17 protein-coding genes and 1 riboswitch are annotated in these 26,811 nt (G+C 40.6%); of the genes, 9 read left to right on the forward strand and 8 right to left on the reverse strand.

Translation table 11 applies throughout. The features are described from left to right. The first annotated feature begins 36 nt into the window (after positions 1-36). Positions 37-2,877 (forward strand): PD40 domain-containing protein, encoded by a 2,841-nt coding sequence (locus H5180_RS05530; RefSeq protein WP_182757917.1) that lies wholly within the window; start codon positions 37-39, stop codon positions 2,875-2,877. 34 nt (positions 2,878-2,911) lie between these two features. Here the strand turns inward: H5180_RS05530 and H5180_RS05535 are convergent, their stop codons facing one another. Further along, a complete protein-coding gene (locus H5180_RS05535; RefSeq protein WP_182757873.1) occupies positions 2,912-4,057 on the reverse strand; it encodes a lipopolysaccharide assembly protein LapB in 1,146 nt (381 codons plus the stop codon). Positions 4,058-4,103: 46 nt separating this feature from the next. Continuing rightward, entirely contained in the window at positions 4,104-5,243 is a 1,140-nt protein-coding gene (locus H5180_RS05540) for a PepSY domain-containing protein (protein WP_145240219.1), read from the reverse strand. 300 nt (positions 5,244-5,543) lie between these two features. On the opposite strand from H5180_RS05540, the gene H5180_RS05545 reads away from it, so the two are divergent. Next, on the forward strand, positions 5,544-6,158 hold the full coding sequence (locus tag H5180_RS05545; RefSeq protein WP_145240221.1) for a PQ-loop repeat-containing protein: 615 nt from the start codon (positions 5,544-5,546) through the stop codon (positions 6,156-6,158). An 81-nt stretch (positions 6,159-6,239) separates the two neighbouring features. Beyond that, positions 6,240-7,028 carry a PhzF family phenazine biosynthesis protein gene (locus H5180_RS05550; RefSeq protein WP_182757874.1) on the forward strand — a complete coding sequence of 263 codons (789 nt, stop codon included), beginning with the start codon at positions 6,240-6,242 and terminating at the stop codon, positions 7,026-7,028. A gap of 4 nt (positions 7,029-7,032) precedes the next feature. On the opposite strand, the gene H5180_RS05555 is transcribed toward H5180_RS05550, so the two are convergent. From H5180_RS05555 to H5180_RS05580, 6 genes are all read right to left on the reverse strand, one after another. Further along, complete coding sequence (locus H5180_RS05555) at positions 7,033-8,274, reverse strand: PAS domain-containing sensor histidine kinase (RefSeq protein WP_182757875.1); 1,242 nt, start codon at positions 8,272-8,274, stop codon at positions 7,033-7,035. Beyond that, positions 8,261-9,661 carry a sigma-54 dependent transcriptional regulator gene (locus H5180_RS05560; protein WP_259399541.1) on the reverse strand — a complete coding sequence of 467 codons (1,401 nt, stop codon included), beginning with the start codon at positions 9,659-9,661 and terminating at the stop codon, positions 8,261-8,263. Before H5180_RS05560 ends, H5180_RS05555 begins: the two co-directional genes overlap by 14 nt. Then, complete coding sequence (locus H5180_RS05565; RefSeq protein ID WP_182757876.1) at positions 9,627-12,122, reverse strand: ABC transporter permease; 2,496 nt, start codon at positions 12,120-12,122, stop codon at positions 9,627-9,629. Before H5180_RS05565 ends, H5180_RS05560 begins: the two co-directional genes overlap by 35 nt. Continuing rightward, complete coding sequence (locus tag H5180_RS05570; RefSeq protein ID WP_145240229.1) at positions 12,119-12,811, reverse strand: ABC transporter ATP-binding protein; 693 nt, start codon at positions 12,809-12,811, stop codon at positions 12,119-12,121. Before H5180_RS05570 ends, H5180_RS05565 begins: the two co-directional genes overlap by 4 nt. Before the next feature lie 11 nt (positions 12,812-12,822). After that, positions 12,823-14,079 carry an efflux RND transporter periplasmic adaptor subunit gene (locus H5180_RS05575; protein ID WP_182730697.1) on the reverse strand — a complete coding sequence of 419 codons (1,257 nt, stop codon included), beginning with the start codon at positions 14,077-14,079 and terminating at the stop codon, positions 12,823-12,825. Between the two features lie 198 nt (positions 14,080-14,277). Continuing rightward, positions 14,278-16,794 carry a zinc-dependent metalloprotease gene (locus H5180_RS05580; RefSeq protein ID WP_182757877.1) on the reverse strand — a complete coding sequence of 839 codons (2,517 nt, stop codon included), beginning with the start codon at positions 16,792-16,794 and terminating at the stop codon, positions 14,278-14,280. 288 nt (positions 16,795-17,082) lie between these two features. Between H5180_RS05580 and H5180_RS05585 the strand changes: the two genes are divergently transcribed. The 6 genes from H5180_RS05585 (at position 17,083) to H5180_RS05610 (ending at position 26,771) form a co-directional block, all read left to right on the forward strand. After that, positions 17,083-18,261 (forward strand): efflux RND transporter periplasmic adaptor subunit, encoded by a 1,179-nt coding sequence (locus tag H5180_RS05585; RefSeq protein ID WP_145240236.1) that lies wholly within the window; start codon positions 17,083-17,085, stop codon positions 18,259-18,261. A 15-nt stretch (positions 18,262-18,276) separates the two neighbouring features. Further along, positions 18,277-21,408 (forward strand): efflux RND transporter permease subunit, encoded by a 3,132-nt coding sequence (locus H5180_RS05590; RefSeq protein WP_145240238.1) that lies wholly within the window; start codon positions 18,277-18,279, stop codon positions 21,406-21,408. A 309-nt stretch (positions 21,409-21,717) separates the two neighbouring features. Further along, a riboswitch (cyclic di-GMP riboswitch) is annotated at positions 21,718-21,808 on the forward strand. 118 nt (positions 21,809-21,926) lie between these two features. Next, positions 21,927-22,493, forward strand: a complete 567-nt coding sequence (locus tag H5180_RS05595) for a chitin-binding protein (protein ID WP_145240240.1) — start codon at positions 21,927-21,929, stop codon at positions 22,491-22,493. A 102-nt stretch (positions 22,494-22,595) separates the two neighbouring features. Further along, positions 22,596-24,674 carry a S9 family peptidase gene (locus H5180_RS05600; RefSeq protein ID WP_145240242.1) on the forward strand — a complete coding sequence of 693 codons (2,079 nt, stop codon included), beginning with the start codon at positions 22,596-22,598 and terminating at the stop codon, positions 24,672-24,674. Between the two features lie 373 nt (positions 24,675-25,047). After that, positions 25,048-25,854 carry an alpha/beta fold hydrolase gene (locus tag H5180_RS05605; RefSeq protein WP_145240244.1) on the forward strand — a complete coding sequence of 269 codons (807 nt, stop codon included), beginning with the start codon at positions 25,048-25,050 and terminating at the stop codon, positions 25,852-25,854. 5 nt (positions 25,855-25,859) lie between these two features. After that, positions 25,860-26,771 carry a GGDEF domain-containing protein gene (locus H5180_RS05610; RefSeq protein ID WP_145240246.1) on the forward strand — a complete coding sequence of 304 codons (912 nt, stop codon included), beginning with the start codon at positions 25,860-25,862 and terminating at the stop codon, positions 26,769-26,771. Positions 26,772-26,811 lie beyond the last annotated feature (40 nt).

The following is a 26,811-nucleotide window of genomic DNA, read 5'->3' on the forward strand; positions in this document are numbered from 1 at the left end:
CAATAATGGGTTTAAAATAAGAGATCAGGGAACATGATGAAAAAAACGTTACTCGCTACTTCGTTATTATTAGCCACACATACACAGGCCGCCGTGCAATGGCAAACTATTCATACCGAACACTTTAATGTTCATTACAGTCAAGAAAATGCAGATTGGGCACGCTCTGCGGCCAATGAATTAGAAATCGTCCGCAGCAAAGTGCTTGAGCAACAAAACCGTGCTTTAGATGAAGCGGTTGATGTGGTGGTGTTTGATCCACTCAATGCCGCTAATGGTTTTGCATTACCGGTTTCAAATAAGCCATTGATGGCGCTTTTTACTACACCACCGCAGTCAGATACAGTGATCTCAAATAATAGTGGTTGGCAGCAATTACTGGTACTGCACGAATATATTCATCTAGTGCATTTAGCACAACCTACCCGCAGTAAATGGCGTCAAGGGCTCAGGAATATTTGGGATTTATACGATATAACACACAGCGAGATGCCTCGCTGGGTGGCAGAGGGTTACGCAACATTACTTGAATCGAAAATGACGGGGCGTGGTCGGTTATTTGATAACTACAGCGAGGCGATTTTAATCGAATTTGCTCAGCAAGGTGCATTGCCTCGCTATGATCAGTTGAATAGTACAGATGGTGGCTTTATGGCTGGCTCTATGGCGTATTTAATGGGCGCCCGATTTTTAGCTTGGCTAGAGAAAAACTATTCAGAGCAAACCCTTGATGCTGTTTGGACGCGTATGCAAGGGGTTAAGCAACGCGAATTTGATGACGCATTCGAAGGGGTCTTTGGTGACTCTGCGAGTAAGTTGTATCGACGTTTTATTGCTGAGTATACCTATCAAGCAATGAGTAAAGAAAGAAGTGAACAGTCACTTACTAGTGAGCTTTGGTTGGCGTTAGATCACTATGCTAGTGGTCCTGCTTTATCACCAAATAGCGAGCAACTTGCAGTGGTGGAGCGTGATCAAGACGGCAAGACTCAGTTAAAACTCTACAGTACTGAGGATAACCTCAAAGCTGCAGAAGAGTTTAACCAAGAGCAACAAGAGCTACTCGCTGATGATCCTAAAGATGTTGCTGATAAACCACCCAAGGTGTTTCAACGTAAGCAAAAGCAAGTCTTGAATCAAATCAACCGTGCGGGTATTCAAAACCCACAATGGCTAAATGACGACGTGTTGTATTTTTCAGCCTACAGCAACGTAGATAATATTGATAATCAGCGTATATCAGATATATTTAGCTGGGATACGCAAACCGGTGAAGTTACCAAACTAACTGATTTAGCTGGCCTGCGGCGCTTTAGTATTGCAGATAATGGGCAAACACTTTATGGAGAACAGGTTAAAGGAGGTTACTCAGAGTTAGTGCGAGTTGATTTACAAACCGGTCAAGCTCAACCATTATTCGAAAAAAGTCTAGCAACGGTTTACGATTATCCTGTAGTTAGCCCCGATCAACAGCAACTCGCCTTTCTTAAAACTGAGTTTAATCATAATTGGCAATTGTATATACAAGATATTGATGGACAAAAATCAATTGCTGTACCAATGCCTAAGGGATATCAATACTTATCACAACCAAGTTGGAGTGCGGATGGCAAGCAGCTTTATTTTGTTGCAGGATTAGCTCAGGCAACGGATATCTATCGTTATGATTTAACTACACAACGTTTGTTCAAGCTGACTCAAGGTCAACAAGCGGTTGCTAATCCACTCGCATTATCTGACGGGGATTTACTGTATTTTTCAATCAGTAGTGATGGCCCTGACATTATGCAGCTACAGGTAAATAATAACGAAGAAGAAATCACCGATTTTGCAACTAGCAGTATTGCGCCTTTGTTGCTTGTGAATGAGCACACCTTGCCAAAAGCTCAAGTATATCAACAACCCATTGGTGAGCAAACGCACTACGATATTTGGCAGCAAAAAGCCACTTTTGCGTTAGGTGAACAATATCATTCAGCCTCTGCGGCATTATTTTCAGCGAGTATTAAAGGCAGCGATTTACTCAAGCAATTAGATTGGCAGCTGGGCTACAGTGTTGATTTACATGACACTGCACTGCAAGGCATTTATGCCCAAGCACGTTACAGTGCGCTTGCAATCAAGTTTGACAGCCAGTTATTTTCTTATGATTTGAATGCTAGCAAGCAATATCAGCATGGCCTGTTGGCTGATCAGTCAGTGCAAGGCGGCTATATTGCTGCCAGCCTGCCACTGAGCTTTGGAGAGTTTAAAGTACAGCCAGAACTGGCTTATAACTACTCAGAGATAGATGATGCAAATATCAAGCAAGAGCAGAGTTCACAGTGGCTTAGAGTCGGCTTGAAGCAATCTTGGAGCTATGACAGACAAGATTATGCCATTGGCCAAGCGATTGATGCGCGTTGGTATAGTGGCGATAGCGACACGCAAAATTGGCAGGGCTATGATGTTGCTGCGCAGCTATTTGGTAAAGCGCTGGCAATCCCTATGTATGCTAATTATAGCCAGCAATATAGAGATGATAGTGAGTTGCGATTAGGTGGTTTTAGCTCTTCGTTGTTATCAAAAAATATTCGCAGTGATTTTGTTTTTGCACCTGAACTGCCCTTTTACAGCGCTATTGGCAAACGCTATCAAGGTTATGGTGGAGGTATTAGTTGGGCAGAAGGCATGCCATGGTTGTACTATCAACAGCATCAGATTGACCAACAGGTATACGGGCAAAGCTATGGTGTGAAATGGCAAGGCCCCTTTAGTTTTGGCTTAGGCCCTGCAGGCCTCAATGATGTGAAGCTTGATTTTGGCCTAGTCAGAGTAGAAGGCGACAGCTTTGATGATGAGCTTAGAGGCTGGCTCGGGTTTTATTATTCGTTGTAAACGCTTACGCCTTGAGTCTTTTCACTCAAGGCGGTTATTGGTGACTTCTTATAGCGGCAAGCTTTGCCGCATAAATACTACGTTGTTGATGATCTCTTTCGAGATCCATAGCTTGTTTGAGTAATTTATGAGCGTCATTTAAATTACCTTGTTGATAACGGATTTTTGCAAGAGCTACATAGGGATCAGCCAAATAAGGTGCCTTGTTTATTGCTTCATCTATGTGTTTTTTAGCGCTCATTAAGCGCCCACTCAATGCTTCTGTTTCACCAAGAGCAATTAATTCATAAGGATCTTTTTCTTGAGCACCTAACAATGAATTAATTTGTTCAACTAACATTTCATTGCCAATATCTTCTGCGAGTACTTTGTAATTGCTTAGTAAGTTTAAACTTTGTAATTGCTGATCAAGCGCTGTTTGGTAAATTAATTGACTGGTTGTTTTATCGTTAATTCGACGATGTAATATAGCCGCAAGATTGAATAACTCAGCATCATTTGGGGCGTACTGATTAGCCTTAATTAACAAGCTATACACTTGATTATAATCATTTTCCAGTAAAGCATCAGCCGCTAAATTACTATAATATTTGGCAATGAGATCCTCATAACTAGCACTGCCAACATAAAAACTTCCTCGCGAAGGAAAATAGTCAATAAGTACTCCTGGTCGAATAAAAGTAATTTGATCTTCATCTTCAGTGAAAGGGCTATATAACTTAGTACGAAAATGGTTAGCAATAAATACCAGATTGCCTTCTTTGGCGTAAACAGGCTGGCTTGTCATTTCTTGAAAACCAGTTTCCAGATCAATTAAGTTTGCATAGGCTTGGGTTAATATTGCCAGACTTATACAGTTACCATGAGATAACTCGAGGGTTTGCTCTGCTGTGAGGGTATCGCCATGATAGCTAAAATTACTAAAGCTGCGTTCAATGTAGTTATAAAGAATAATATCGTCAGTTAAACCGTCTTGGCGTTGATTCTCGACATAAGATAGAAAGATCTTAGCTTCATCGTTGGGCAGTTGAAAAATAACTTGTTCTGAAGGGACTTGCTGTAACTCAAAGAGAGTGTGATTTAGTAAACTAGTTAGTGTTGGCGCAACCGAACTCTGCTGTTCTGTGCTTTTACAAGCTGTTAATAAACATATTAATAATAAAGAAAAGTAAAGTTTCATAGTCACCTCAGCGTTTAGATAAAGGTACGCTGAGGTAAAAATTTAATCAAGTATTAAATGCTGTCGCTGTTCGCCTTTGCTCGCGATTTCTTTGTGATTGTTTTTTACGATTACGGCGGCTAAGCCACAAGTAAAAACCAGTGCCTGCAAGCCATACTGGGCTTAGTCCAATCACGCACCATAAGATTTTACTGAGTAAACCGGCAAAATAACCAAAGTGTAATTTTCTAAAGCTATCAATTACTTGCCAACCAATGCCGACTTCGCGAATATCCCAGTTAGCTATATGTTCACCGGTTTGTTTATCATAAGTAACGGTGTTAGCGTATTCGCTTGCCAGTGGATTATTGCTATCAACTTCACCAAATAGCGTAATGTTTTCGTCAGGCTCCAGTGGCATAACTAAAAAAGTACCATTAAATGTCGGGATTTGTTTTTTGCTGTCATCTAGAATGGCTTGAAAGTTAATGGTATCGCTATGTAAGTTTTTAGTGAGTATAAAATGCTGTTCTTCTGCGTGTTCGACTACTTCGTGATACCACACAGCCCAATTAAAGTAGCCGCCAGTGATCGCCAAAATTAAAATAATGGGTGAGCCAAGTACCCCTGTCATTTTATGAATATCGCTTAGTACAATTTGCAGCGTCGCCTTGAAGCGTACTGAAAATAAACGTTGCCAAAATTTACGATAAATTATTAAGCCTGTAACGCCGAGGATAAATAGAAAGATTGCAAAAAAGAACCCAAGGACGGTGCCTGTTTGACCTGGTAGAGTTTTTAAATCGTTTAGCAAAAATGTGTAATGCAGTTCTAAAAACCAATCTGTGAAGTAGTGACTGGTGCTAACTGGCTGCGAGAGTATTTCGCCAGAATATTGATTGATATGAAATTTATACCAAGTGTCGGTACCGCGTTCGATTAAATAAACCCGATCAGCAGTATCATCATTAAATATTTCCCAACTACCTACTATATAGCTAGGAAATTCATGCTCAGCAACCGCTATTAATTTATCAATGGGTTTGCGTTCTGCGTGACTATCAACGACAAAGTGACTATCTGGCATGAGTAAGCCATCAATTTCACTTTTAAACACTAATACGCTGCCAGTAATACTGATCACAATAAGTGGAACTAAAGCACAAAGCGCAATCCAACTGTGTATTTTAAAAAGTGTTTTTCTCATAAGGCAAAGAGCTATCAAAATTAATTTGTTGCATGATAACAATTATCAATGTTATTTCAATTCTATGCGATGAGATGTTTACTTGCTAACTGCAAAGTGTCAGTCGAAAAACGGAAACTGTAAGGTTAACTTGCCGCATTAGCAATGAGTTTATTTTGTACAAATGGTTGCTTGTTTTTATAGGACCTTTACAATGCCGCGCCTTACATAAAGCATATAAAAACAGTAATTTACACTGATTTATTGTTTTGTTTATAAGTTGCTAACTTATTAATCAACTACTAACGAGCGAGGTCTACTTTGGCGCATTACCTGCCTATTTTATCATCATTTATTTTAGTGTTTAGCTTTTTACCGTTACTCAATAAAATTCGTAAAAATCGCAGTGTATCGGGTTTATCATTACTAATGATGGCCTTTGGTGTTGCCCAAAGTGTCTACTTTATTACATATAACTTGTACTTTGAGCGCTTTTATATGGTGCTGCCTTTTGTGGTGACTGGATGCTTAAGTGGCTTAATTTTGTATTATTTTGCCCGTTATAATGCAAAGACAAGAGAGCGAATTCAATTAACTGCCATGCTAGGCTTTTCGTTCTTACCATTTTTATTGTTGCTTAATCCTCAGTTAGAAACTGCACAGGTACTCACATGGCTTACTTTTGTGGGTTTGATCATGAGCTCTGTACGAGTGATGCCGCAAACCTATAAAACGCTGCGCAGTGGTGATATAAGCAACTTAAGTGCTCGTTATTTTAGTTTACAGTTTATAGCGGGTGTATGTGGTTTATTTGCAGAATTAGCGATGGCAGCACCAAGTACTTCGCATGTTTTAACGTTTGTGATGATCTTACTGACTAATGCCGCGCAACTTGGTTGTATTCAATATTATAAAATGCGCCCTGTCGCAGCTTGATATTAGCTAGATAAATTTAATACTCTTTTAGCTCAATTTGTGGCAAGTTATTAGAAACTTAGCCTGATAAATTGAGCAAAAATGCAACTCACAATCCATCAAATAGACGCTTTCACTAACGAGCTGTTTAAAGGTAACTATGCCGCAGTTATTGATTTAGATAATTGGCTTGATAATGAGCTAATGCTAAAAATTGGCGCAGAAAATAACGTCTCCGAAACCGCGTTTACTTGTCGTCAAACTGACGGTAGTTTTGCTATCCGTTGGTTTTCGCCGTTGATGGAAATCGATTTTTGCGGACACGCCACGTTGGCTGCCGCTTTTGTATTGTGTGAGCAATACAACTTATCGCAAATTCGCTTTCAAGCCGATGCGGTCGGGCAGTTAATGATTAATAAAAATGATGATGGCAGCTTTGCCATGACTTTTCCAAAACAAGCTCCTTTTGTTACAACAGAAATACCCTCTGAGCTATTTGCTGGCTTGTCTATACAACCAGTTAAGGTGTTGAAAAACAAACAAGCTTACTTTGCGATTTATGAAAGTGAGCAGGATATATTAAACCTTAAAACAGATTCAAACTTGCTAAAAACACTAGCTCCACTTGATGTAGTTGCAACCGCACCAAGCGCAAAATACGACTTTATTTCACGTTATTTTTGGCCTGCTAATGGCGGTGATGAAGATTACGTTACCGGCTCAATTCATACCGGTCTTGCGCCTTATTGGGCGCAGCAATTAGTTAAAAAAACCTTAAGGGCTTATCAAGCCTCTAGTCGTGGCGGCCATATGCAATGCGAAGTCAGTGAACATAGTGTTACTCTCACAGGATACGCAGTGCGGTATATGCAAGGCACAATTTATTTGTAAGTTTTTAACAGCTATTTTGCGGTAGTTTAATGGTGATTTGCGCGCCATCTGCTGTGTTAGCTAACTGCAATTGGCCGTTGTGCTTTTGCACAATATCATTACACAAGGCAAGGCCTAAGCCGTTGCCTTGTTTTTTGGTGGTGTATAAAGGTTGCAGGGCATTATCAATATTGGCAAAACCAGGACCGTTATCAGTCAGCTGTAATATTTGCATGTCGCTTTGTGCAAAACAGCGCAATGTTATGCAAGCTTGCTCTGCGCAGGCTTCATAGCTGTTTTTAAATACATTAATTAATAATTGTTCTATCAGTAGTTTATCGGCAAAAAAGGATGGGGAACCTGCGAAGTTAAGTTGAACGCTTTGTTCTTTGGCGTTGAGTATTGCGAGCGCTTTTAAATCAAAGGTTTGCGGTTTTGCGCTCGGTAAACGACTTAACTCTGAATAGGCTTTAATAAAAAGCAGCAGTGACTCACTGCGCGATTTAATCCGTGTTAGCACTTGTCTCGTTTGTATTTCGTCTAATTCATCTGCCGCCATTAGTGTATCTGTCATTGAGGCCATGGGCGTCAGTGAGTTGTTTAATTCATGCGATAAAATACGAATTAGATCAGCTTGTGATTGGCGCTTTGCATCTTGTAACTGATGGCCTATATAGCTGGCGGTAATAAGTGTTTGTTTAGCATCGCTCAGGGCAATGCGTTGTATTTGCCAATCCTGGTTTAATTTTGCATGGCTGCATTGGTTATTATCAAGGCTAAAACCACATTCTGTAAAAGTCATTCCTCGTAGTAATGGCGTTTTCAGCTGAGCATACATTGGGTGGTTAAAAAATATCAGTTGGCTTTGCTCGTTAAATACTGCAATAGGGTGTGGCCAATGCTGAAATAACCCATCAATTAAGTGCTCAGACTGCGGTTGTTGTGTTGTAAATAATGTTTCTATTTGTGCGCCGAGTATTGCCCATGGGGAGCTTGGATCACTGTAGCCTAAGCTAAGGTTACTTTGCCCTTGCTGTTTTGCATCAATATAAGCTTGTAATTGTGCCACGGGTGAAAAATGACTATGGAATAACCGATAGGCGCAAACAATCAATGCATAACTTAAGCAAACCCCTAAAGTGACGGTGAGTAGAGTGTCTTGGCTTAGTTGGTACACTAAAGCAGCAGTAGGAATAAGAATTGCGGCAAATATGGCGCTTAAAATGGCAATCATCTTGGCTTTATGGCTCATTTTAAAATGATTCATCCAAACCCTCTAATTGATATTTTTCCATACGCCGATAAAGCGCATTGCGAGAAATACCTAAGCTTTTAGCTGCCGCTGTGATCTGCTGATTATGTTGTTGTAGTACTTCGACTATGCGTTGTTTTTCTAGCTCCTCTAAAGTCAGCGCAGGGATAGATTGACTTTGTGTTGTTTGATAGTCGAGCATGATATGACTTATTTCAATTGCTTCACCGTTACAGATCAGCACAGCACGTTCGATTACATGACTTAATTCTCGAATATTGCCAGGCCAAGGGTGGTTTTTTAGCAACTCGCGAGCACTGGCGGATAATGGCAATATGGGCTTGTTGTACTTAGCCGCAAACTGATTGATAAAATGTTCGCACAGCGCAGAGATATCGTCTTTACGTTCGCGTAGCGCAGGCAGACGAATGACAAAGGTATTTAAGCGATAATATAAATCTTGGCGAAATTGGCCGTTTGTAATTGCGCTGGCTAAGTCTTGATTGGTAGCTGCGATTAGTCGCACGTTTATATTTTCGCTGGCGTTTGCGCCAAGCGGAGTGAACTCACCAGTTTCTAACACCTGTAATAATTTAGGCTGTAAATGAAACGGTAAAGTGCCGATTTCATCCATAAACAACGTGCCATTTTTAGCACGGCTAAATGCGCCTAAGCGGTCTTGCTTGGCATCGGTAAAAGCCCCTTTATGATGACCGAATAGTTCACTTTCAAATAACGACTCTGCTAATGCCCCCATATTGAGACTTATCAGCGGCGCTTCGCAGCGGCCACTGAGCAGATGAATTCGCTTTGCTAATTGCGATTTCCCGGTACCGTTTTCACCTAAAATTAATAAATTCGCATCGGTCGGCGCCAGTTGCTTGATGAGTGTCTCGAGAGACTGCATCGCGCTGGATTGAGCAATCCAACTAGTGTCTACAGGCTTTGCCGTTACGGACTTAATATGATTAGCAATTTGGCTTAGCAATTTTTCTTTACGCCATGGTTTTTCAATAAAATCTTTTGCGCCATTTTGTAAACCAGTGACTGCCAGCTCAATGTTAGCCCAAGCGGTCATTAAAATGACGGGAATATTTAATGGGTTAATTTGTGCAAGTAACGCGAGCCCTTCTTTTCCTGAGGTGGTATCACGAGTAAAGTTCATATCCAATAACACCAGTGCAGGCGTTAATCGGCTAAGCAATTGCATGCATTGCACCGGTCCATCAGCTTCAACCACGCGATAACCGGCTTGCTCTAACAGTAATGTGAGTGCAAAGCGGATATCGTCATCGTCATCCACAACCAAAATAGTGGGTTGGTTCATAATGGTCGTATTGGCAGCGTCTGCTGCCAACTCCTTAAATTTATTGCTCTCTAAGCGCACGCATAGGATCAGCATTTATAATACGCCATACTACCAAAACAATGGCAATAAAGACGATAGCAATCAATAAACTAGTAAATATTGTAAGTGCCTGCCAGGAAAATGCCGGCAACAAAGGTATTTGCAATTGCAATAGTAAGTAAATACCACATGCAAGTGTAATCGCAATGACAAGTGCGCTCAGCAGTAAACCATTAAAGCTTTTAATGGTGCGTTTCATCAGATTACTACGACTTGCTCCTGTTGCCATACGGATGGCAAGCTCAAAGCGTTTTAGTTCTGTAAAGCTGATTGCCATACCATTACTGCCCACCGCGGCTAACAATAGCGTTAATACCGATAATGCACTGATAAAGTAAAACTGTACGCGAGCTGGCATTGTTTGCTCATCCCAACGTTCAGTCAGTGTACGAGCTTTAACTTCGTTGACTTGTGGATGAGCACTTTTAATTGCTTGAATAATGGCGTTCTTATCAAACTCTTGCCCTTCTGGCAGTTGCATCACCAAGTTTATTGTTGAGGTGTTGCTCTTGTCAGTATAAAGCATAGCTGGGTAGCCTTGGTTTTTAGCCATGATAGTATAGGTATCGGCAACCACTCCAATGATACGTCGGCTAGCAATATTTTTTCCTACCACAGATTCAAGCGTACCGTCAGTCGAGATTTGTTTGGCAAAGGTCTCGTTAATAAGTGCTACATCATCTAAATCTTGGTATTGTGCTTGGCTAATATTTTGCCCAGCTAGTAATGTTAAACCAAAGCTATCCACATAATCAGCCGCTATGTTTATATTCATAAAGGTGAACCTTTTTTGGGTTTCATCATCCTGATTCATGCTAATTGTGGTATTAAAATTAAACGGTTCACCTTGGCTTTGTAATATGGTTATATTTGGTTGAATCTTTTGAACAGTCTGACTTAATTGGCGCTTTATATCGAGGGTGCCCAAAAAGCGTTGCTTCGCTTTTTGCTCGCTATCTTGGTCATTATCTAGCGCTACTTTTTGTGCTTCCAACTCGGCATTCGTTAAAAGAGCTTTTTCGTTATTGTGTAGGTTTACCTGAGCAACAAGTGTATTACCAGGGGTGAAACCTAAATCGACATTTAAGCTGTTATAAGCCGCATTTGCTAGCATCGCGGTACCTGTTAATATCACGGCGGCAGAGCTTAATTGTGCAATAAACAGTATGCGACTAAGCATGGTTATTTTCCCTGCATTAATGCCTTTATTGCCGTTATTTAAATTGCTAATCAGCTGCGTTTGATCAAATTGCTGGGTTGATAGAAACGCAAAAAACAAGTTGATAGTTAAAACGGCCACTAGTGCAACCAATATAGTTACGGCGTCAATTTTTACCAGTTCGAGCATCTCTATATTACCGCCACTGATTATGGGTAATATGCGGATCAACCACGCAGCACCTAATAAACCTAACACTGCGGCAAGTAAAAAGGTGCTGAGATTTTCTAAGAAACTCATCACCAGTAGCTTGTTGCGGGTGGCACCCATGCATAGGTGAGTTGCAAATTCTTGTTCACGCTGCTGATAGTGAGCAATAAATAAATTGAGTAGGTTTAGGCTTGCCATTATGAGTAGAATGGTGACAGCGGCGAGTAAAAACCAGATCATAGTTTGTTGCTCAGCCATTAAACTATCTCGATAGAGAACCGCAGTACTTTCTGGATTCATGCTTTCAAACATTTGCTTCATCGGGCCAAGTTGTTCACTTTCTTGTTGGTAATATTGCAGCCAGAAATCTTCGATGTCGCTTGTTGTAATTGCTTGCTGAGTTTTTCTAAACAGAGGTTGCAGGCTGCCATCAATCGTCATTTGTGTTGGCTTTGAAACTTGCTCTGCTAAATTGTAGTAAAGCCATATTTGCTGGGCGTACCTTTCGTCAGTTTCCGATAAAAAAGATGAAAAATCAGTAACAACGCCACGAACTTGCAGTGATTGGCCTTCAAGTTGTAAGGTTTGACCGATTACATTAGCATTATTTTGAAATGCACTGCGCCATAAACTTTGAGAAATCCACACTGCATTTTGGCTATTTTCTTGACTTGGTCGTTCGCCAACTAATAACTCGCCGCCGACTACCGTCATAAAGTTATCACTGGCATCAAAGCGCGATACAGGATAAGCAACCTCATCCACTTTTATAGCACTTTCATCTGCTTGAAAGCCTGCAAATTTGCCATACTGTTTATATTGTTCAGCTAACAGTGCAAGGCGTTTAGTGGTAAATATTGATACTCGCATATCGTCTGAGACAGCCATCGTCCGGTTAATTGTATAGAGACTTTGTTCGTCTTTAATATCGGGTAGCGGTTTAAAAATTAGGTTGCTACTCATTGCGACCACAACCAACACGGCTGCCAGCGTAAAGCTGAGTGTAATTAAAATGGGCAAAGATAGGCGCGGCAAAGTAAATAGCCTCAAAACGCCATGGCGCAGAGCGCGAAGGTAAAAACTCATGCTACCGCTTCCTTATGTTCAACAAGTACTTTGCCGTCAAATAAGCGAATTTGACGCTGTGCCATTTGGCTATACCGTTCGTCATGGGTCACCATGACGACAGTGGCACCTTGTTTGTTTAGCTCTAGCAAGAGTCGCATTACAGCATCGCCATTTTGGCTATCTAGATTACCAGTTGGTTCATCCACAAGTAGTAAGTCGGGGTTGCCAACTAGCGCGCGAGCAATCGCAACGCGCTGTTGCTGTCCGCCAGAGAGTTGGCTTGGTTTATGATGTAAACGGGCGCTCATGTTAACTGCCGCTAGTTGTTGCTCTACGGCGGCCTTAATATCTTTACTTGGCGTACCTCGGTGCTCCAGCGGCAAAGCCACGTTTTCAAATACGGTTAGGCTATCAATCAAGTTAAATGACTGAAATACATAGCCAATATGCTTATTCCTAACACTTGAGCGTTGATCAACATTGAGGCTGTGAGTGTCAATATTCGCCAGTTGATAGTCGCCATCGGTTGGCGTATCCAGCAATCCTAAAATACTCAGTAAGGTTGATTTTCCGCAGCCAGATGAGCCAGATATAGCGATAAACTCGCCTTTGTTTATTGTTAAAGAAACATCCTGTAGCGCATGAGTTTTAACTTGGCCTTTGCTATACACTTTATTGATGTTGTTAATGGTAACGAGTGCTGTCATGGTGTTTTTCCTTAAAGTTTTGCAGTATCTAGCGCCAAGTGGCTGTAAGTATGCCATTGGCTTAAATCATTTGTGATAATTTTTTCACCAGCGTTTGCACCTGCGGTGATGAGTAAATCTTTGCCCGTTAGCTCGCCAAAGGTGATCTCTTGTTGCTGTAATTGCGCTTGATTCGCTGAGTGTTTATAGAGCAGTTGCGCACCGAGAGGTTTTAATCCTGGTTGCTGGCTCACATAGAGGGCATTTTCTTTACGCTCAACAAATACTAAAGCATTGACAGGCTGCGCAGGACGCAGATTGGTCGGTAATGGTTCACTCAGGTGTACTTCGGCAATAATAAAGCCGTTTTCGACTACGGATGTTAGTTGCTTAACTGTGCCTTTTAACATGCCTGATGGATGTTTTAGTTCGACTCGAGCACCAAGTGTTATGCGCTCAGCAATGCGTTGCGGAATATTTAATTTAGCCATTAGTTGGCTTTTTGAGCCCACTCGCGCCATAGCTTGTCCTTGGCTTACTCGCTGACCAAGTTCAATATCTAAGCGCTGTAATGTACCTGCAATCCCTGCGATGATTGTTAATGCCGTCACTTTATTACTGACTAAATCTACTTGTTTTTGTTGCTGTGTTAATAAAATTTGTTGCTGCTGCAGTTCTAACTTGTGCATTTCTTTTTGTTTTTCAAAACGGTAGATTGCAAACTCAAGACGCTTTTTAAGTTGTTGGTATTTCAACGTAGCTCGTTCTAAATCAATTTTGGCGGCGATACCTTGCTCTGATAAGCGCTGATTGACATCAACATCTAATTTAGCGCTTTGTATTTGGCTATCAATATCAGCAAGCTCAGCTTGAAAGGTCAGCTGCTCATTTTGTTTTTGAAATTTAAATGCAGCAAATTCAGAGTGCATACGTTCTAGCTTGGCTTGAGCTTCAAAAAATTGCTGTTCTAGATCTGGGTTGGTGAGTTTGGCAATCACAGTGTCAGCTTCAACATCTGCGCCAGCACGTAGATAAATTTCACTAACTTGACCAACTGCAGGGGCACTAATTAGGCGCTCATAGCGTGATGCATATTGACCATACACCGGCGTCATAATATCAATATCACCTTGTTGGACGGTCACCACATTGAGCGTACTCGCATTTAGCTGCGGCACAGCAGGTTGCACAGCAAAATAGCTGATGCTTGCAAGCAGTATGAGTGCGGCAACAATGAGGGCTATTTTAACTTTGTTTAGTTTTGTGGTTTTCTCAATATTAATATTCATAATCTACAAATCTACGTGGTTGATAGTGTAGTTAATGAAAGTTTGATGCCAGAAATAAATACTGTTTATTTTCAGTTGGTTAAGTTTTTATATGGTGATTATAAAGTGATAGCTGTTCGATATCGAACACGCAGGTGTTCGGTTTTAAAAATAAAAAAGGCCACACTTGAAGGTGCGGCCTTATTATTGCGTGGTTAGTTATGCTTCGAGCGCTTTATTGATTAGGCGATCGATATACTTTTTATGTGCTTTTGTCGCTGTATCTGCACCCCATGGCGTGCTGCTGTCTGCAATTTGAGTTAATTGATAAAGCGCTGCAGTTTTTGCTAAGTTATCGTGCTTGCTTGGTTTACCTAGTCCCGCGATAGCAATTAGCTGATTGACATATTCAATTTGCAAGTTATGACTGATTGAATTAGCTGCTTTACTGTCAATAAAAATACTCGCCGTTAAATCGTTCATAAACTGACTTAAGCTATATTCATTACCGTATAGTGCCGTGTCTGAGATGCGTTGCATAACAGCGGGGTGGAGTAATTGGGCTAATACTGATTTTTGCATCCCCAAAATCATTTTATGTGGTTTTGGATCTTCATTTTTGCCGTAATGATTAAAGCCGCGACGTTGTTGTTGCATGTAGTTATATAGAGGCTGCATGCTGGTAAGTACATCTGGGGCAAATACATTTTTCGCTAAAATTTGCATGGCTTGTTGTTGGCGCTCTAGTGGCACAGGGGTAAATGGTGCAACAGCATCATTACCACCCACAACAGCGCGCTCTACGTAGACTCCGCCAATTTGGCGAGAAATTATATTCGCTTGGGTGCGATATTGACCAAATAAGCTGTTTGCTGAGATCAGTAATTGTTGGTGTGACTCACCAGCAACACGCGCTTTATCTTTGAGCTCAGTAAACAGTTTGTTGATTAGCGCCATGCGATCAGCACCATACGCTGCTGGGTTTGATGACATATCGCCAATCATCACGCGAGGATCAATATGCCTACCGGGTGCGCGCATATCATCGGCATCGTTACCAAACGCAAGTTTGTGTTCGATTGAACGGGCTAAAATCTTTTCAAGGCGTTGCTGTTCAGCTGCTTCATCCGCTAATGCTTGGCTGTAACCAAACTCAATTGCCCAATCATCATAAGGACCAGGCTTGGTTTGGAAAATATCACCCTGAGCCATACCAATAGGAGCAATATTAGCAGGGGCATAATCCATCACTGAACCTGTTACGATCCCTTGTGTTTTATTTTTGTCGTGAACGTCTTTTTCATTCCACAAAATGGATGATTTCATATTGTGGTTTAAACCTAGTGTGTGGCCAACTTCATGTAGCACTAGTTGGGTTAAACCTTGACGTAAAATTTCTTTGTCTTCAATGCTTGCATCGGTTGAAAGGCTGTTTGCTAGCATCATATTTTGTTGTATTTCATGTCCTAGCGAGCAGTTTAGTTCACCGGTATTAGCAGCACCATTGCTGTGGCTCATAGTGCCTTGTGTAAATAGCGTATCGTAAATCCAGCGATTTTTCATAAATACAAACTCAAGCATGATGTCTGAGCCTAAAATTTCACCGGTTAATGGGTTTGCTAGGGCTGGACCGTAGCCGCCAAATGGTGGCTTTGGTGATGAAGTCCAACGTAGCACGTTGTAGTTGATGTCGCCTGCGTCCCACTTTGCATCATCCGGCTGGATTTTTACTTCTATAGCATTTTTAAAACCAGCCTTTTCAAATGAGCTATTCCATGCCAGGGTTGCTTTTGCAATGGTGTCGCGCCACTCAATTGGGGTGGTGTTTTCAATCCACCAAGTAATTGGTTTTACAGGTTCGGATAACGCAGCGCTTGGATCTTTCTTTTGTAAGTCCCAACGCTTGATCACATCATTATATGGTGCCCAGTCTGGGGAGGTCATTTGATCAAACTGATTTGTGAAATAACCAATGCGAGCATCGTCAATACGAGATTGGTAATCATTCTTTGGCAGTGCTACGAATGAATGCTGTACCTTTAAGGATACGTTGCGAGGATCACTTACTGCACTTGAGCCGCGCACGCTTGGGTTAGCATTTTCAAATACGTAGTCAACAACAATATCGAGGTTATTAGGGTAAGGGCGCTGTTTGATAATACGTGACTTTTTGTCGCTCAATTTACCAAGATTAAAGCGTTTTTTGGCATTTTTATCATCTGGGTTTGGCCAAGGAGAAACTTTATGTAGTGCTTCACTTAAAAATAGTTTGTTTACATTAAAAGCAATTTTGCCTTGCTCTTGTTTTTCAATCTTAATACTAGCTAGTACCGCTTCACTGATGTTTGCATTAGCAGCTTTTGCAATAGCACTACTTTCATCAAACTGGTAACGAGGTGTTTTACTGATAATATCTATGCGATCAAAATACTTTCTAAATTCAATAAGCTTTGTTTCACGATAAGCCCCACGGAAGTGACCAGCATCAGTAACGCCATCGACAGTATGGGCAAAGTACACAAATGGGGTATCAAGCTGTGATTCATCAATTACCATTAAGTGATCACCGGTTTTTTCATCTTGATAGAGGCTAAATATCCCCGCAAACTCGGTTTTATCTTTGATCAGCTCGGCAATGGTTTTGTCTTTTTTTTCGTCTTTTTTATCTGCGGCCAAAGCGTGGCCGTTGGTCGCTAAAGCTAAACTTAATGCTAGCGTAATGGTTGTTAACTTCATTTTATACTCTTTATTTTACTTGTTAAAATCTTATTCAGTGTACCCAAACTGACTCGGGAAGAAACAAATCTAGGATGAAATTCCTAAGCTTGTTTTTATCATTTTGATTTATATGGTTTATTTTTTATATCAAAATATAACAAAAAATATTAAATAATAGATTAACAATGGTTTTTTAAAGCTTTTTAAAGATATCAATTTTTTTGTAACAGTTGCTTACAAATGTCACGTTAATGTTTCATTCAGCTCTGTTATTATGGCTTTAGTAAAATATTAAGGGGACTGATTATGCGAACAACGATATTAAAATGGGGACTTCCTTTTGTCGCGCTTGGCATAGGGATTGTTGGCTTTGTGGGAATTAATGCGATTGCCCAAGAACCAGAAAAAAAAGAAATAGTCGACACTCGGCCGGTTGTAAAAGTTGAGGCTGTGGCTGCCAACGATCACCAAGTAATGATTAACAGTTATGGTGAAGTAAAACCGTTGGAAAACACACAGCTTTCAGCACAAGTGTCAGGTGAAGTTGTTAGTTGGCATCCTAATTTTGTCGCCGGTGGTATTGTTGGACGTGGAGAAGTTCTATTTACTATTGAAAAAGATAATTACGAAGCGGCTGTACTGCAAGCTGAAGCTGAACTAGCTCGCGCGCAGGCGATGTTAATTGAAGAGCAAGCGCAAGCCAAAGTAGCAGAAGACGAAGCTAAGCGATTCCCTAGCAAAGCACGCACCGATTTATTTTTACGTAAGCCACAAGTGCTAAGTGCACAAGCGTCAGTTAAGTCAGCGCAAGCAGGATTAAAACGTGCACAGCGTGATTTAGACAACTGTGAAGTAACCGCTCCATACGATGCATTAGTTATTAATCGTAATGTTGGTGTGGGTCAATTTGTTTCTATGGGCGCACAAGTTGCTGAATTAAATAATATTGAAACCGCTGAAGTCATCATACCTATAGCTGGGTTTGATAGTGTTTTTTTACCTGAGCGCGTCAAAGGCGTCACTGCAACAGTGATTAAAACGGGCTTAAATGGTTTTACTCGCCAAGCGGTAATAGATCGTGATTTAGGTATTGTTGATAATGCTACGCGTATGAGTAGTTTGGTTGTTCGAATTGACGATCCGTATGGTTTAGTGAATAAACAACCAGCGATTAAGTTTGGCACTTATGTACAAGTTAATTTTGCCGGCACCATGCTTAATAATATCTATCGTTTACCGCAAGAACTGGTGAATAACCAAATGGTATGGATAGTTAATGATGAACAGCAACTTGAACCACGTAAAGTGAAAGTGATCCGCGAAGAAGGAGAGTTCTTTTATATTAGTGATGGTTTAGAGGCTGATGATCAATTAGTTGTTACCTTACCGGAGTATCCACAAAAAGGCATGGCAGTAAAAATTGCAGGCCTTCAAGATGCTAAAGAAATAGAGGCACCGAAAAGTGCATCTACTGAACAACTATAAAAGGTAGATTGAGTTATGAATAACACCGAACTACCCAACAAGGCTAAACAAACAGGGGTAATTGCTTACTTTGCTAATAACTCTGTTGCTGCTAATTTAATGATGTTTTTTATCATTGTAATGGGATTGATAAGTTACTTTACGATTCAGCGACAAATGTTCCCTAATATAGAAATTAACTATATTAATGTGTCGGCGAACTATCCTGGAGCCTCGCCACAAGAAATTGAAGAAAGTATTCTAATAAAAATTGAAGAATCATTAAAAGATATAACAGAGATAAAAAAAGGGGTGTATCGCGCATTTCGAAATGGCGGCACGGCCAGCCTTGAAATAAACACTGATGCCGAACTTACCGACGTGCTTGATAAGGTAAAACTACGCGTTGATGGTATTGCCACTTTCCCTGCTGGAATGGAACCGGTCACCATAAGTCAAGTGGAGTTTCGCCAAGACGTAATAGGTATGACGCTGGTGGCCGACTTACCCTTAATTGAATTAAAACCTATAGCCAATCAAATTGAGAATGAGCTGTTACAGCTATCTAATGTGTCATTGGTGGTTAATGACGTTCCTCTGGATGAGATCGCAATAGAAATTGAACCAGATACATTACGCCAATATAATTTAACTTTGTCGGACGTGGTAAATGCTGTACGTCGTTATTCGGCTAACTTTTCAGCTGGGCAATTAAAAACAGATGCAGGAGTTATTTCGGTTCGTGTAGAGAATCAGTTTTACTCGGGTGAAGAGTTTAGACAAATTCCGGTTAAAATTGGCGCTAATGGCGCAAAAGTATTACTACAAGATATTGCTGTTATTAAAGACCAGTTCACTGAAGGGGAGCGTTACTTTAAGTTTAACGGTGAAAATGCGGTTTACTTATCGGTAAAAGCAACCGAAGATCAAAATATTATTCCGGTGGCTGACTCGGTAAAAGCGTATATTGATCAAAAAAATAAAGAGTTACCGCTCGGTGTGCGTTTAGAGCCATTAATGGACTTTACCTACTACCTAAATGCGCGCTTAGATATGATGAAAGCTAACTTATTTCAAGGCGCTATTTTGGTAGCAATCATGCTTTCGTTATTTTTACGCTTTAAATTAGCGCTATGGGTAATGATTGGCTTACCTGTGTGTTTTTTAGGGGCGATGATGTTGATGCCGCTGTTTGGTGTCACTATTAATATTGTGTCCCTGTTTGCCTTTATTATGGTGCTGGGGATTGTGGTGGATGACGCCATAGTCATAGGCGAAAGTGCCTACACCGAAATAGAGAAAAAAGGCGGTGGTGTTGTTAATGTGGTCAATGGCGCTAAGCGAGTGGCAACCCCTGCAACCTTTGGTGTACTAACAACTATTGCCGTGTTTGCTCCGTTTACGCTTTCGAGTGGTCCTGAAAGTGCCTTCTTTTATGGTATTTCAGTGGTGGTTATTTTATGTTTAGTTTTCAGCCTCATTGAATCTAAATTAATTTTACCAGCACATATTGCGCATACGCATTTCTCACCTATTAATCCTGATGGTTGGCGAGCACGTTTTAATAACCGTTTTTTTGGCTTTGTTAATGGCCCTTATAAACAATTTATAGTGAACTGCATAAAATGGCGCTGGACGGTGATGTTTGGTTTTATTGCGCTGTTAATTTTAACCTTTGGTTTAATTTCATCTAATCAAGTGCGTATGATCCCTTCACCTAAGGTACCTCATGACTTCCCGCAAATTAATGTAGAAATGAACGACAATGTATCCGACATTCAAACCATTAATGCGATACGTGAAATTGAAGCTATGGTGCTAGAGGTTGATAGACAAACAGAGCGTGAAGAAGGCCAGAAGATGGTGCGTGATGTGCTAGTGTTCAATCAAGGTCGCACTGAAGCGCAATTACTCGCACCATTAGTTGACGAAGAACTGCGTCCATATAATGCATTTGAGCTATCTCGACGTTGGCGTGAAGCGATGCCGGTTATCGCTGGTGTCAAATCATTAACTATTCAAGATGATGTTGGCGGCGGAGGCGGCGGTAGTGGTGGCGAGTTTGGCTATTTACTATATGGCTCTGATATCGATACGCTTAATGATGCGGGTCGTCGTTTTATACAGCTATTACAACAGCAAGAAGGTTTGTTTGATATTAGCTCAACTATCGATCCTGCCAGTAAAGAAGTGCAAATGAGCTTAAAACCAGTTGCCTATGACTTAGGCTTAGATCTGGCGGCAATTGCGAACCAAGTAGGTGCAAGCTTTTATGGTGGTGAAGCGCAGCGCGTTATTCGCCGTGGTGAAGAGGTTCGGGTGATGGTGCGTTATCCTAAGCTCACTCGTGAGGCATTTTCATCACTTAAGCATGCGGTTGTTACAACGCCACAAGGCCGAGAAGTTTTATTAGGTGATGTGGTTGAGCTAACAGAAACACCGGGCATTAGTTATATTCGCCGTGAAGGTGGTTATCGTACTGTTTACGTTTATGGCAACATTGACGAGGAAGCAATTGAACCGAGTGAGGTAGTCAAACAAGTTAAAGAAAACTTACTACCACAGCTTCAAGAAGAATACCCAAGTGTTAAGTCTGAATTAGGCGGTGCAATAGAAGAGCAGCAAGCGCAAGCAAATGAGCAGCAACTGTTTTTTGCAGGCGGGATGATTTTAGTTTACATATTATTGGCCGTACCGCTTAAAAGTTATTCACAACCTTTAATTGTAATGTCGGTTATTCCATTTAGTCTGACAGGAGCAATTTGGGGTCACTTTTGGTTTGGCTTAGACATTAGTCTAATGTCGGGTTTTGGATTAATTGCCGCAGCAGGGGTGGTTATTAATGACTCCTTGGTAATGACTGATTTTATTAATCAAGCACGCCGTGCAGGAATAGATATTAAAGATGCGGTTATAGAGGCCGGTTGTGCTCGTTTTAGACCTATATTGCTGACATCTATTACTACATTTGCAGGCGTATTGCCGATTATGTTTGAAACCAGCTTACAGGCTAAATTTGTAATACCTATGGCAGTTGCACTTGGTTTTGCTGTGATGTTTGCAACCTTAATTACACTTATTTTAGTGCCATGTCTGTATATTATTTTAACGGATATTGGGGGGTTGTTTAAACGTCCATTTACTAGCCAAAAGGTTAAAGTAAGCTAACTTTGAGTGTTAAGGTTTTGCTTACACCATAATAAAAAGCCAACCAGCTTAAGGTTGGCTTTTTTATTTTATGTCGACACAACTAAGTGTAAGTTTATGAATTGTATGTAATAAATCATGTTTGAGCAGCTGTTTATAATACTGGTAGCTTTGAGTTTAATTACAAGAGGCCAGCTATTGAGACGTAAATTAACCTTGTTTTTACAGAAAATCTCTTAACCAGAGTGCAGGTTAATTAAACTTAAGTGTCAGCTTTAACTTTTGATTACATTCTTTAGTTTGATCTTCGAGCTATGTCACACTATACTCACGCTGTTTTGGCAAACTAACCGAAAGGTTAGGACGCAAAGTTTCCGGTCTAAGGTTTTAGCATTAAAACTAAGATAGCGGGGCCGTCGCACAGGGTAATACCAACCTCACTGTGTGTCATCAGCCCTACAATGTAGTTAAAAGTATTTCTTTTATCCAATAAATGCTGGATAGTACCTATTAGATATTCTTAAGGTGTTGCTTTGTTTATGCATACGTCATTGGCCTGTGGAAATTGGATGCCAATAGGTTGTCTAAATCATCATACCCAATTGTTTGTAGGTGATATGGTGACGGTGACTTTTTATGACACGCAAGGAGAGCTAGTCGATTTATCATTTCAATATGAAATTATCACGGAAGAACAAGGTGAGCCACATAATTGGCCACGCTTTGTCGCGGAATATATTAATACTCATATACCCTTAGTCGAAGCAGGAAGAATGACTGAGCAAGGTTTAGTGGTAGCTTATCGTTCAAACCAGATTTATGCACTCGAAGGTTGCGGGATTACTCGTGCGGAATTAACTTTTCAATGTATTGCTAAATGTGATGATTACCAGGTTGTTAAGCCCGCATATGATTATATCTATCCTGAAAAGTGTGGTGTATATAATGCGGGTGTAAAAGTATTACAGCCAAAAACAGGCTTAATTTATAAATGTAAACCTTGGCCTTTCAGCCAGTTTTGCAATGTGAAAGAAGAAAATAATCCACTTTACGAGCCCGGTGTTGGACAAAGTTGGCACCTTGCTTGGCAGCAAGTTTCCCCTTAATGCTATTTAGCATTTTTCGGCCCACTCATTGAGTGGGCTTTTTTATGCACTTTTGAAAATTATGTTAAACTCCAGCCATCGAAATTTTTTATTGGTTTTTCTGTGGCTCTATCAAACTTATCGTTGTCTTCACTTCCTAATGCTCCTGTTGCGCGTAAACAGCCGCACACGTTAACAACACACAAAAAAATACGCATTGATGATTATTATTGGATGCGTGATGACGAACGTACAGATCCAGCGATGCTGGCACATTTAGCTGCTGAAAATGACTATTGTGAACAGCAACTAGCGCCTATTCAGTCTTTTCAGAAGCAACTGTTCGAAGAACTAAAAGGGCGGATTGTTAAAGACGATAATACTTTTCCCGTTAAAGATGGCCAGTATTGGTATCACTCTGAAGTACGTGGCGATGATGAATATTCTCGCCATTACCGTAGTCGTCAGATGGATGCCGCAGATAAGCAGCTACTGTTAGATGTAAATATACTTGCAGAAGGTTTTGAATTTTATGAATTAGGCGAGGTGGCAATTAGTCCTAATGAACAATTGTTGGCTTACTCTGAAGATACCGATGGCCGTCGTATCTATACCGTAAAGTTTAAAGTTATTGATAACGATGATTTACTTGAAGATGTATTAGAAAACACCGAAGGGCAAATCGTTTGGGCAAACGACAATAAAACGGTTTTTTACGTAAAGAAAGACCTTAAAACGTTATTAGGTTATCAAGTTTATCGCCATGTATTAGGTACTAAGCAAGCGCACGATGTATTGGTATATGAAGAGCAAGATCGAAGCTTTTTTATGGGGCTTGGTAAAAGCCGTGATGAGGGGCTGATCATTATTGATTTAGCCACTACAGAAACGAACGATACTTGGGTGCTAGATGCTGATCAGCCGCAAGGAGTGTTTACTCAGTTACTGCCACGCGAAGAAGGGCATGAGTTTGATGTTGATAAACTCGGCGATACGTTTTATATCGTGACTAATTGGCAAGCTAAAAACTTTCGTTTAATGACGGCTAATACAAGTACCATTGCAGATAAAACACAGTGGCTTGAGCATACCCCTCATCGTGATAGCGTTTTATTAGAAGGCGTAGAGCTGTTTGACGATTTCTTGGTGCTTACTGAGCGCGAGCAAGGACAAACACGCTTTGTGGTCATTAATAAGCAACAGCAGCGTATGACCTTAGAATTTGATGATCCTTGTTATTATGCTGCCATTGCAATGAATCCTGAGCATGATACGCACGTAGCTCGTATTTATTACTCAAGTCTCACCACGCCAGGTTCATTATTTGAAGTAGACTTAAATAATGGTGATAAAACTTTATTAAAACAACAGCAAGTATTAGGCAGTTTTGATCCGCAAAACTATGCCTCTGAAAGATTAATGGTAACAGCGCGTGATGGTATTAAAGTGCCCGTGTCGCTGGTTTATCGTAAAGATAGTTTTGCTAAAAATGGCACTAATCCACTGTTTCAATATGGTTATGGGGCGTATGGCATAACCATCGATCCGAGCTTTTCGAGTACCTCATTAAGCTTACTCGATCGTGGTTTTGTGTATGCCATAGCACATGTTCGTGGTAGTGAGATGTTGGGCCGTGATTGGTACGAGCAAGGCAAAAAACAACATAAGCAAAATAGCTTTAACGACTTTATTGATGTAACCAAAGCATTGGTTGAGCAAGGTTATGGTGCGCAAGATAAAGTGTTTGCTTCAGGGGGTAGTGCCGGTGGCTTACTAATGGGAGCGGTTGTTAACCAAGCGCCAGCGCTTTATTTAGGAATTGGCTGCCATGTGCCATTTTTAGATGTGCTAACCACCATGCTGGATGAGTCAATACCTCTAACTACCAATGAATACGATGAATGGGGTAATCCAAATGACCCTGCCTATTATGATGTGATTGCTCAGTATTCACCGTATGACAATATTACCGCACAGGCATACCCACATATTTTAGTGACTACCGGTTTGCATGATTCACAAGTGCAATATTGGGAGCCGATGAAGTGGGTGGCTAAAATGCGTGAATATAAAACTGACGATAATATTTTGGTGTTTAAAACCGATATGGATGCCGGTCACGGCGGCGCATCAGGGCGTTTTAAAAGCTTGGAAGAAAAAGCCCTTGAGATGGCATTTTTTATTAGCCTAATAGACTTTTAATCCCGCAGGGTTTACTTTTATAGTGCGCTGTGTGAAGTATAGGACCTGTTTATCTTTCGAGGTTACTTTTGCCGCAGTATGTTTGGTTTTTAGGCAAGGCAGAGCCTATGTAGTGTGGTTATTCCCCATAAATAGGCGATAACGTAGCATAAATGCCAAACATGCGCTGCCCGAAGGGTTCTGCCTAGGGGCGATTAACTCTTTGTTATTACATGGATGTAAGTAAGGGGCGATAGCAGGACGCGGTAGCTTTGCTCGATTTTTACTTAGCCCACTAGGTTACAAATCTCGCGCCGCGATTAAATCGCCCCTAGATTGAACAAATTTTAATCCTGAAAGGTCAACAGGCCCTAAATAACAAAGGAACCGTGTTATGTGTTTAGCTGATGAAATAAAACGAAGGAATAACGTAAAAATAATTGGGAAAGGGCAGAAAACGCTGCTTTTGGCTCATGGTTTTGGTTGTGACCAAAACATGTGGCGCTTTTTAATTGCGTCATTAGCCGATAACTTTAGCATTGTTTTATTTGATTACGTTGGCTCGGGCGCGTCCGACATTTCACAATACAGCAAACAACGTTACAGTAATTTAGACGGGTATGCGCAAGATGTTATAGATATATGTGACGCCTTACAGCTATCAAAGGTGGTATTTGTTGGCCACTCGGTTAGTAGCATGATTGGTGCTATAGCTGCTAATAAAAAGCCTGAATATTTTTCAAACTTGGTTATGATATGCCCGTCGCCATGCTTTTTAAATGATCCACCAGATTATGCAGGGGGATTCGAAACACAAGATCTACTCGAACTCCTTAGTATTATGGATAAAAATTATATTGGCTGGGCTAATTACCTTGCACCATTAGTGCTTGGAGATAGCAACACCCATGAATTTATGCGGGAGTTGTCAGGCAGTTTTTGTTCAACGGATCCTGTGATTGCCAAAACATTTGCAGAAGCAACGTTTTTATCTGATCACCGACACTTATTAACAGATATTAATCAGCCGACATTAATTTTTCAAAGTCAAAATGATGCATTAGCCGCCGTGACTGTGGGTGAATATATGCATGAGCGAATACCACACAGCAAGCTTAGTGTAATTGCAGCTGATGGACATTGTTTGCACATGACACACCCGAATGAAATTGCGCAAATAATGATTGAATATTTGCAGTAACCTCAGTGAACAATACAATTACGCAATACAAAATTAATTACACTCCAGATGACTTTGCCTGTGGTGCCTGTGTGACTGACGCTAACAGAATCATTATTTACGTTAATAGTTACTTTACCAACGAACTCCAATGGCAGCCAGAGGTGTTGCTGGGGAAAAATGTAGATACGGTGTTTACTAAGTCATCAAAAATATTTTTTCAAAGTTATTTAATTCCCACCCTATTACATGAAAAAAAATGTGAAGAAATGCAACTTCTTATAATGAACGGCAAAGGCGAGCGTTTACCTGTTACAGTGAATGCGCATATTGGGTCTGATCATTGTATTTATTGGAGTTTTTTTAATGCCTCGAAGAGAGATTTACTTTATGAGGAGTTACTAAAAACACGTTCAGTATTGGAAGCACAAGCCGAACAGTTAAAGCAGCTGGCTGCTACTGATGAGTTAACGCAATTACTCAACCGAAGAGAAATGAAAGTCAGAAGCACGCTAATGCTTGAGCAAGCTGCAAGATCGCATCAGATTGTGAGCTTATTAATGCTCGATATAGACTTTTTTAAAATCATAAATGATACCTATGGCCATATGAAAGGTGATGACATACTAAAAGAATTGGGTGCTAAGCTTAACAGCGAGTGCAGAAAAACAGATCTTGTTGCGCGTATTGGTGGTGAGGAATTTTTAATTATGTTACCAGATACAAATCAAGAGAATACGTTACTATTTTGCCAAAAGCTGCATGCGTTAGTTGCAACAATTAAAGTTGAAAATACGCCAATAACAATAAGTATTGGTGTGAGTATTGCTGATGAAAAAATGTCTTTTGCCGCGCTTTACGCCCAAGCAGATAAGGCGGTATATCAAGCAAAAGAGCAAGGCCGAAATAGAACTGAATTTTTTCAAGCGGTAAAGTAACTTAAAACATCACAGAGTATGTTTATTAAGTAGGCCAGCT

This window comes from Pseudoalteromonas sp. SR41-4, assembly GCF_014163985.1.
GTDB lineage: Bacteria > Pseudomonadota > Gammaproteobacteria > Enterobacterales > Alteromonadaceae > Pseudoalteromonas > Pseudoalteromonas rhizosphaerae.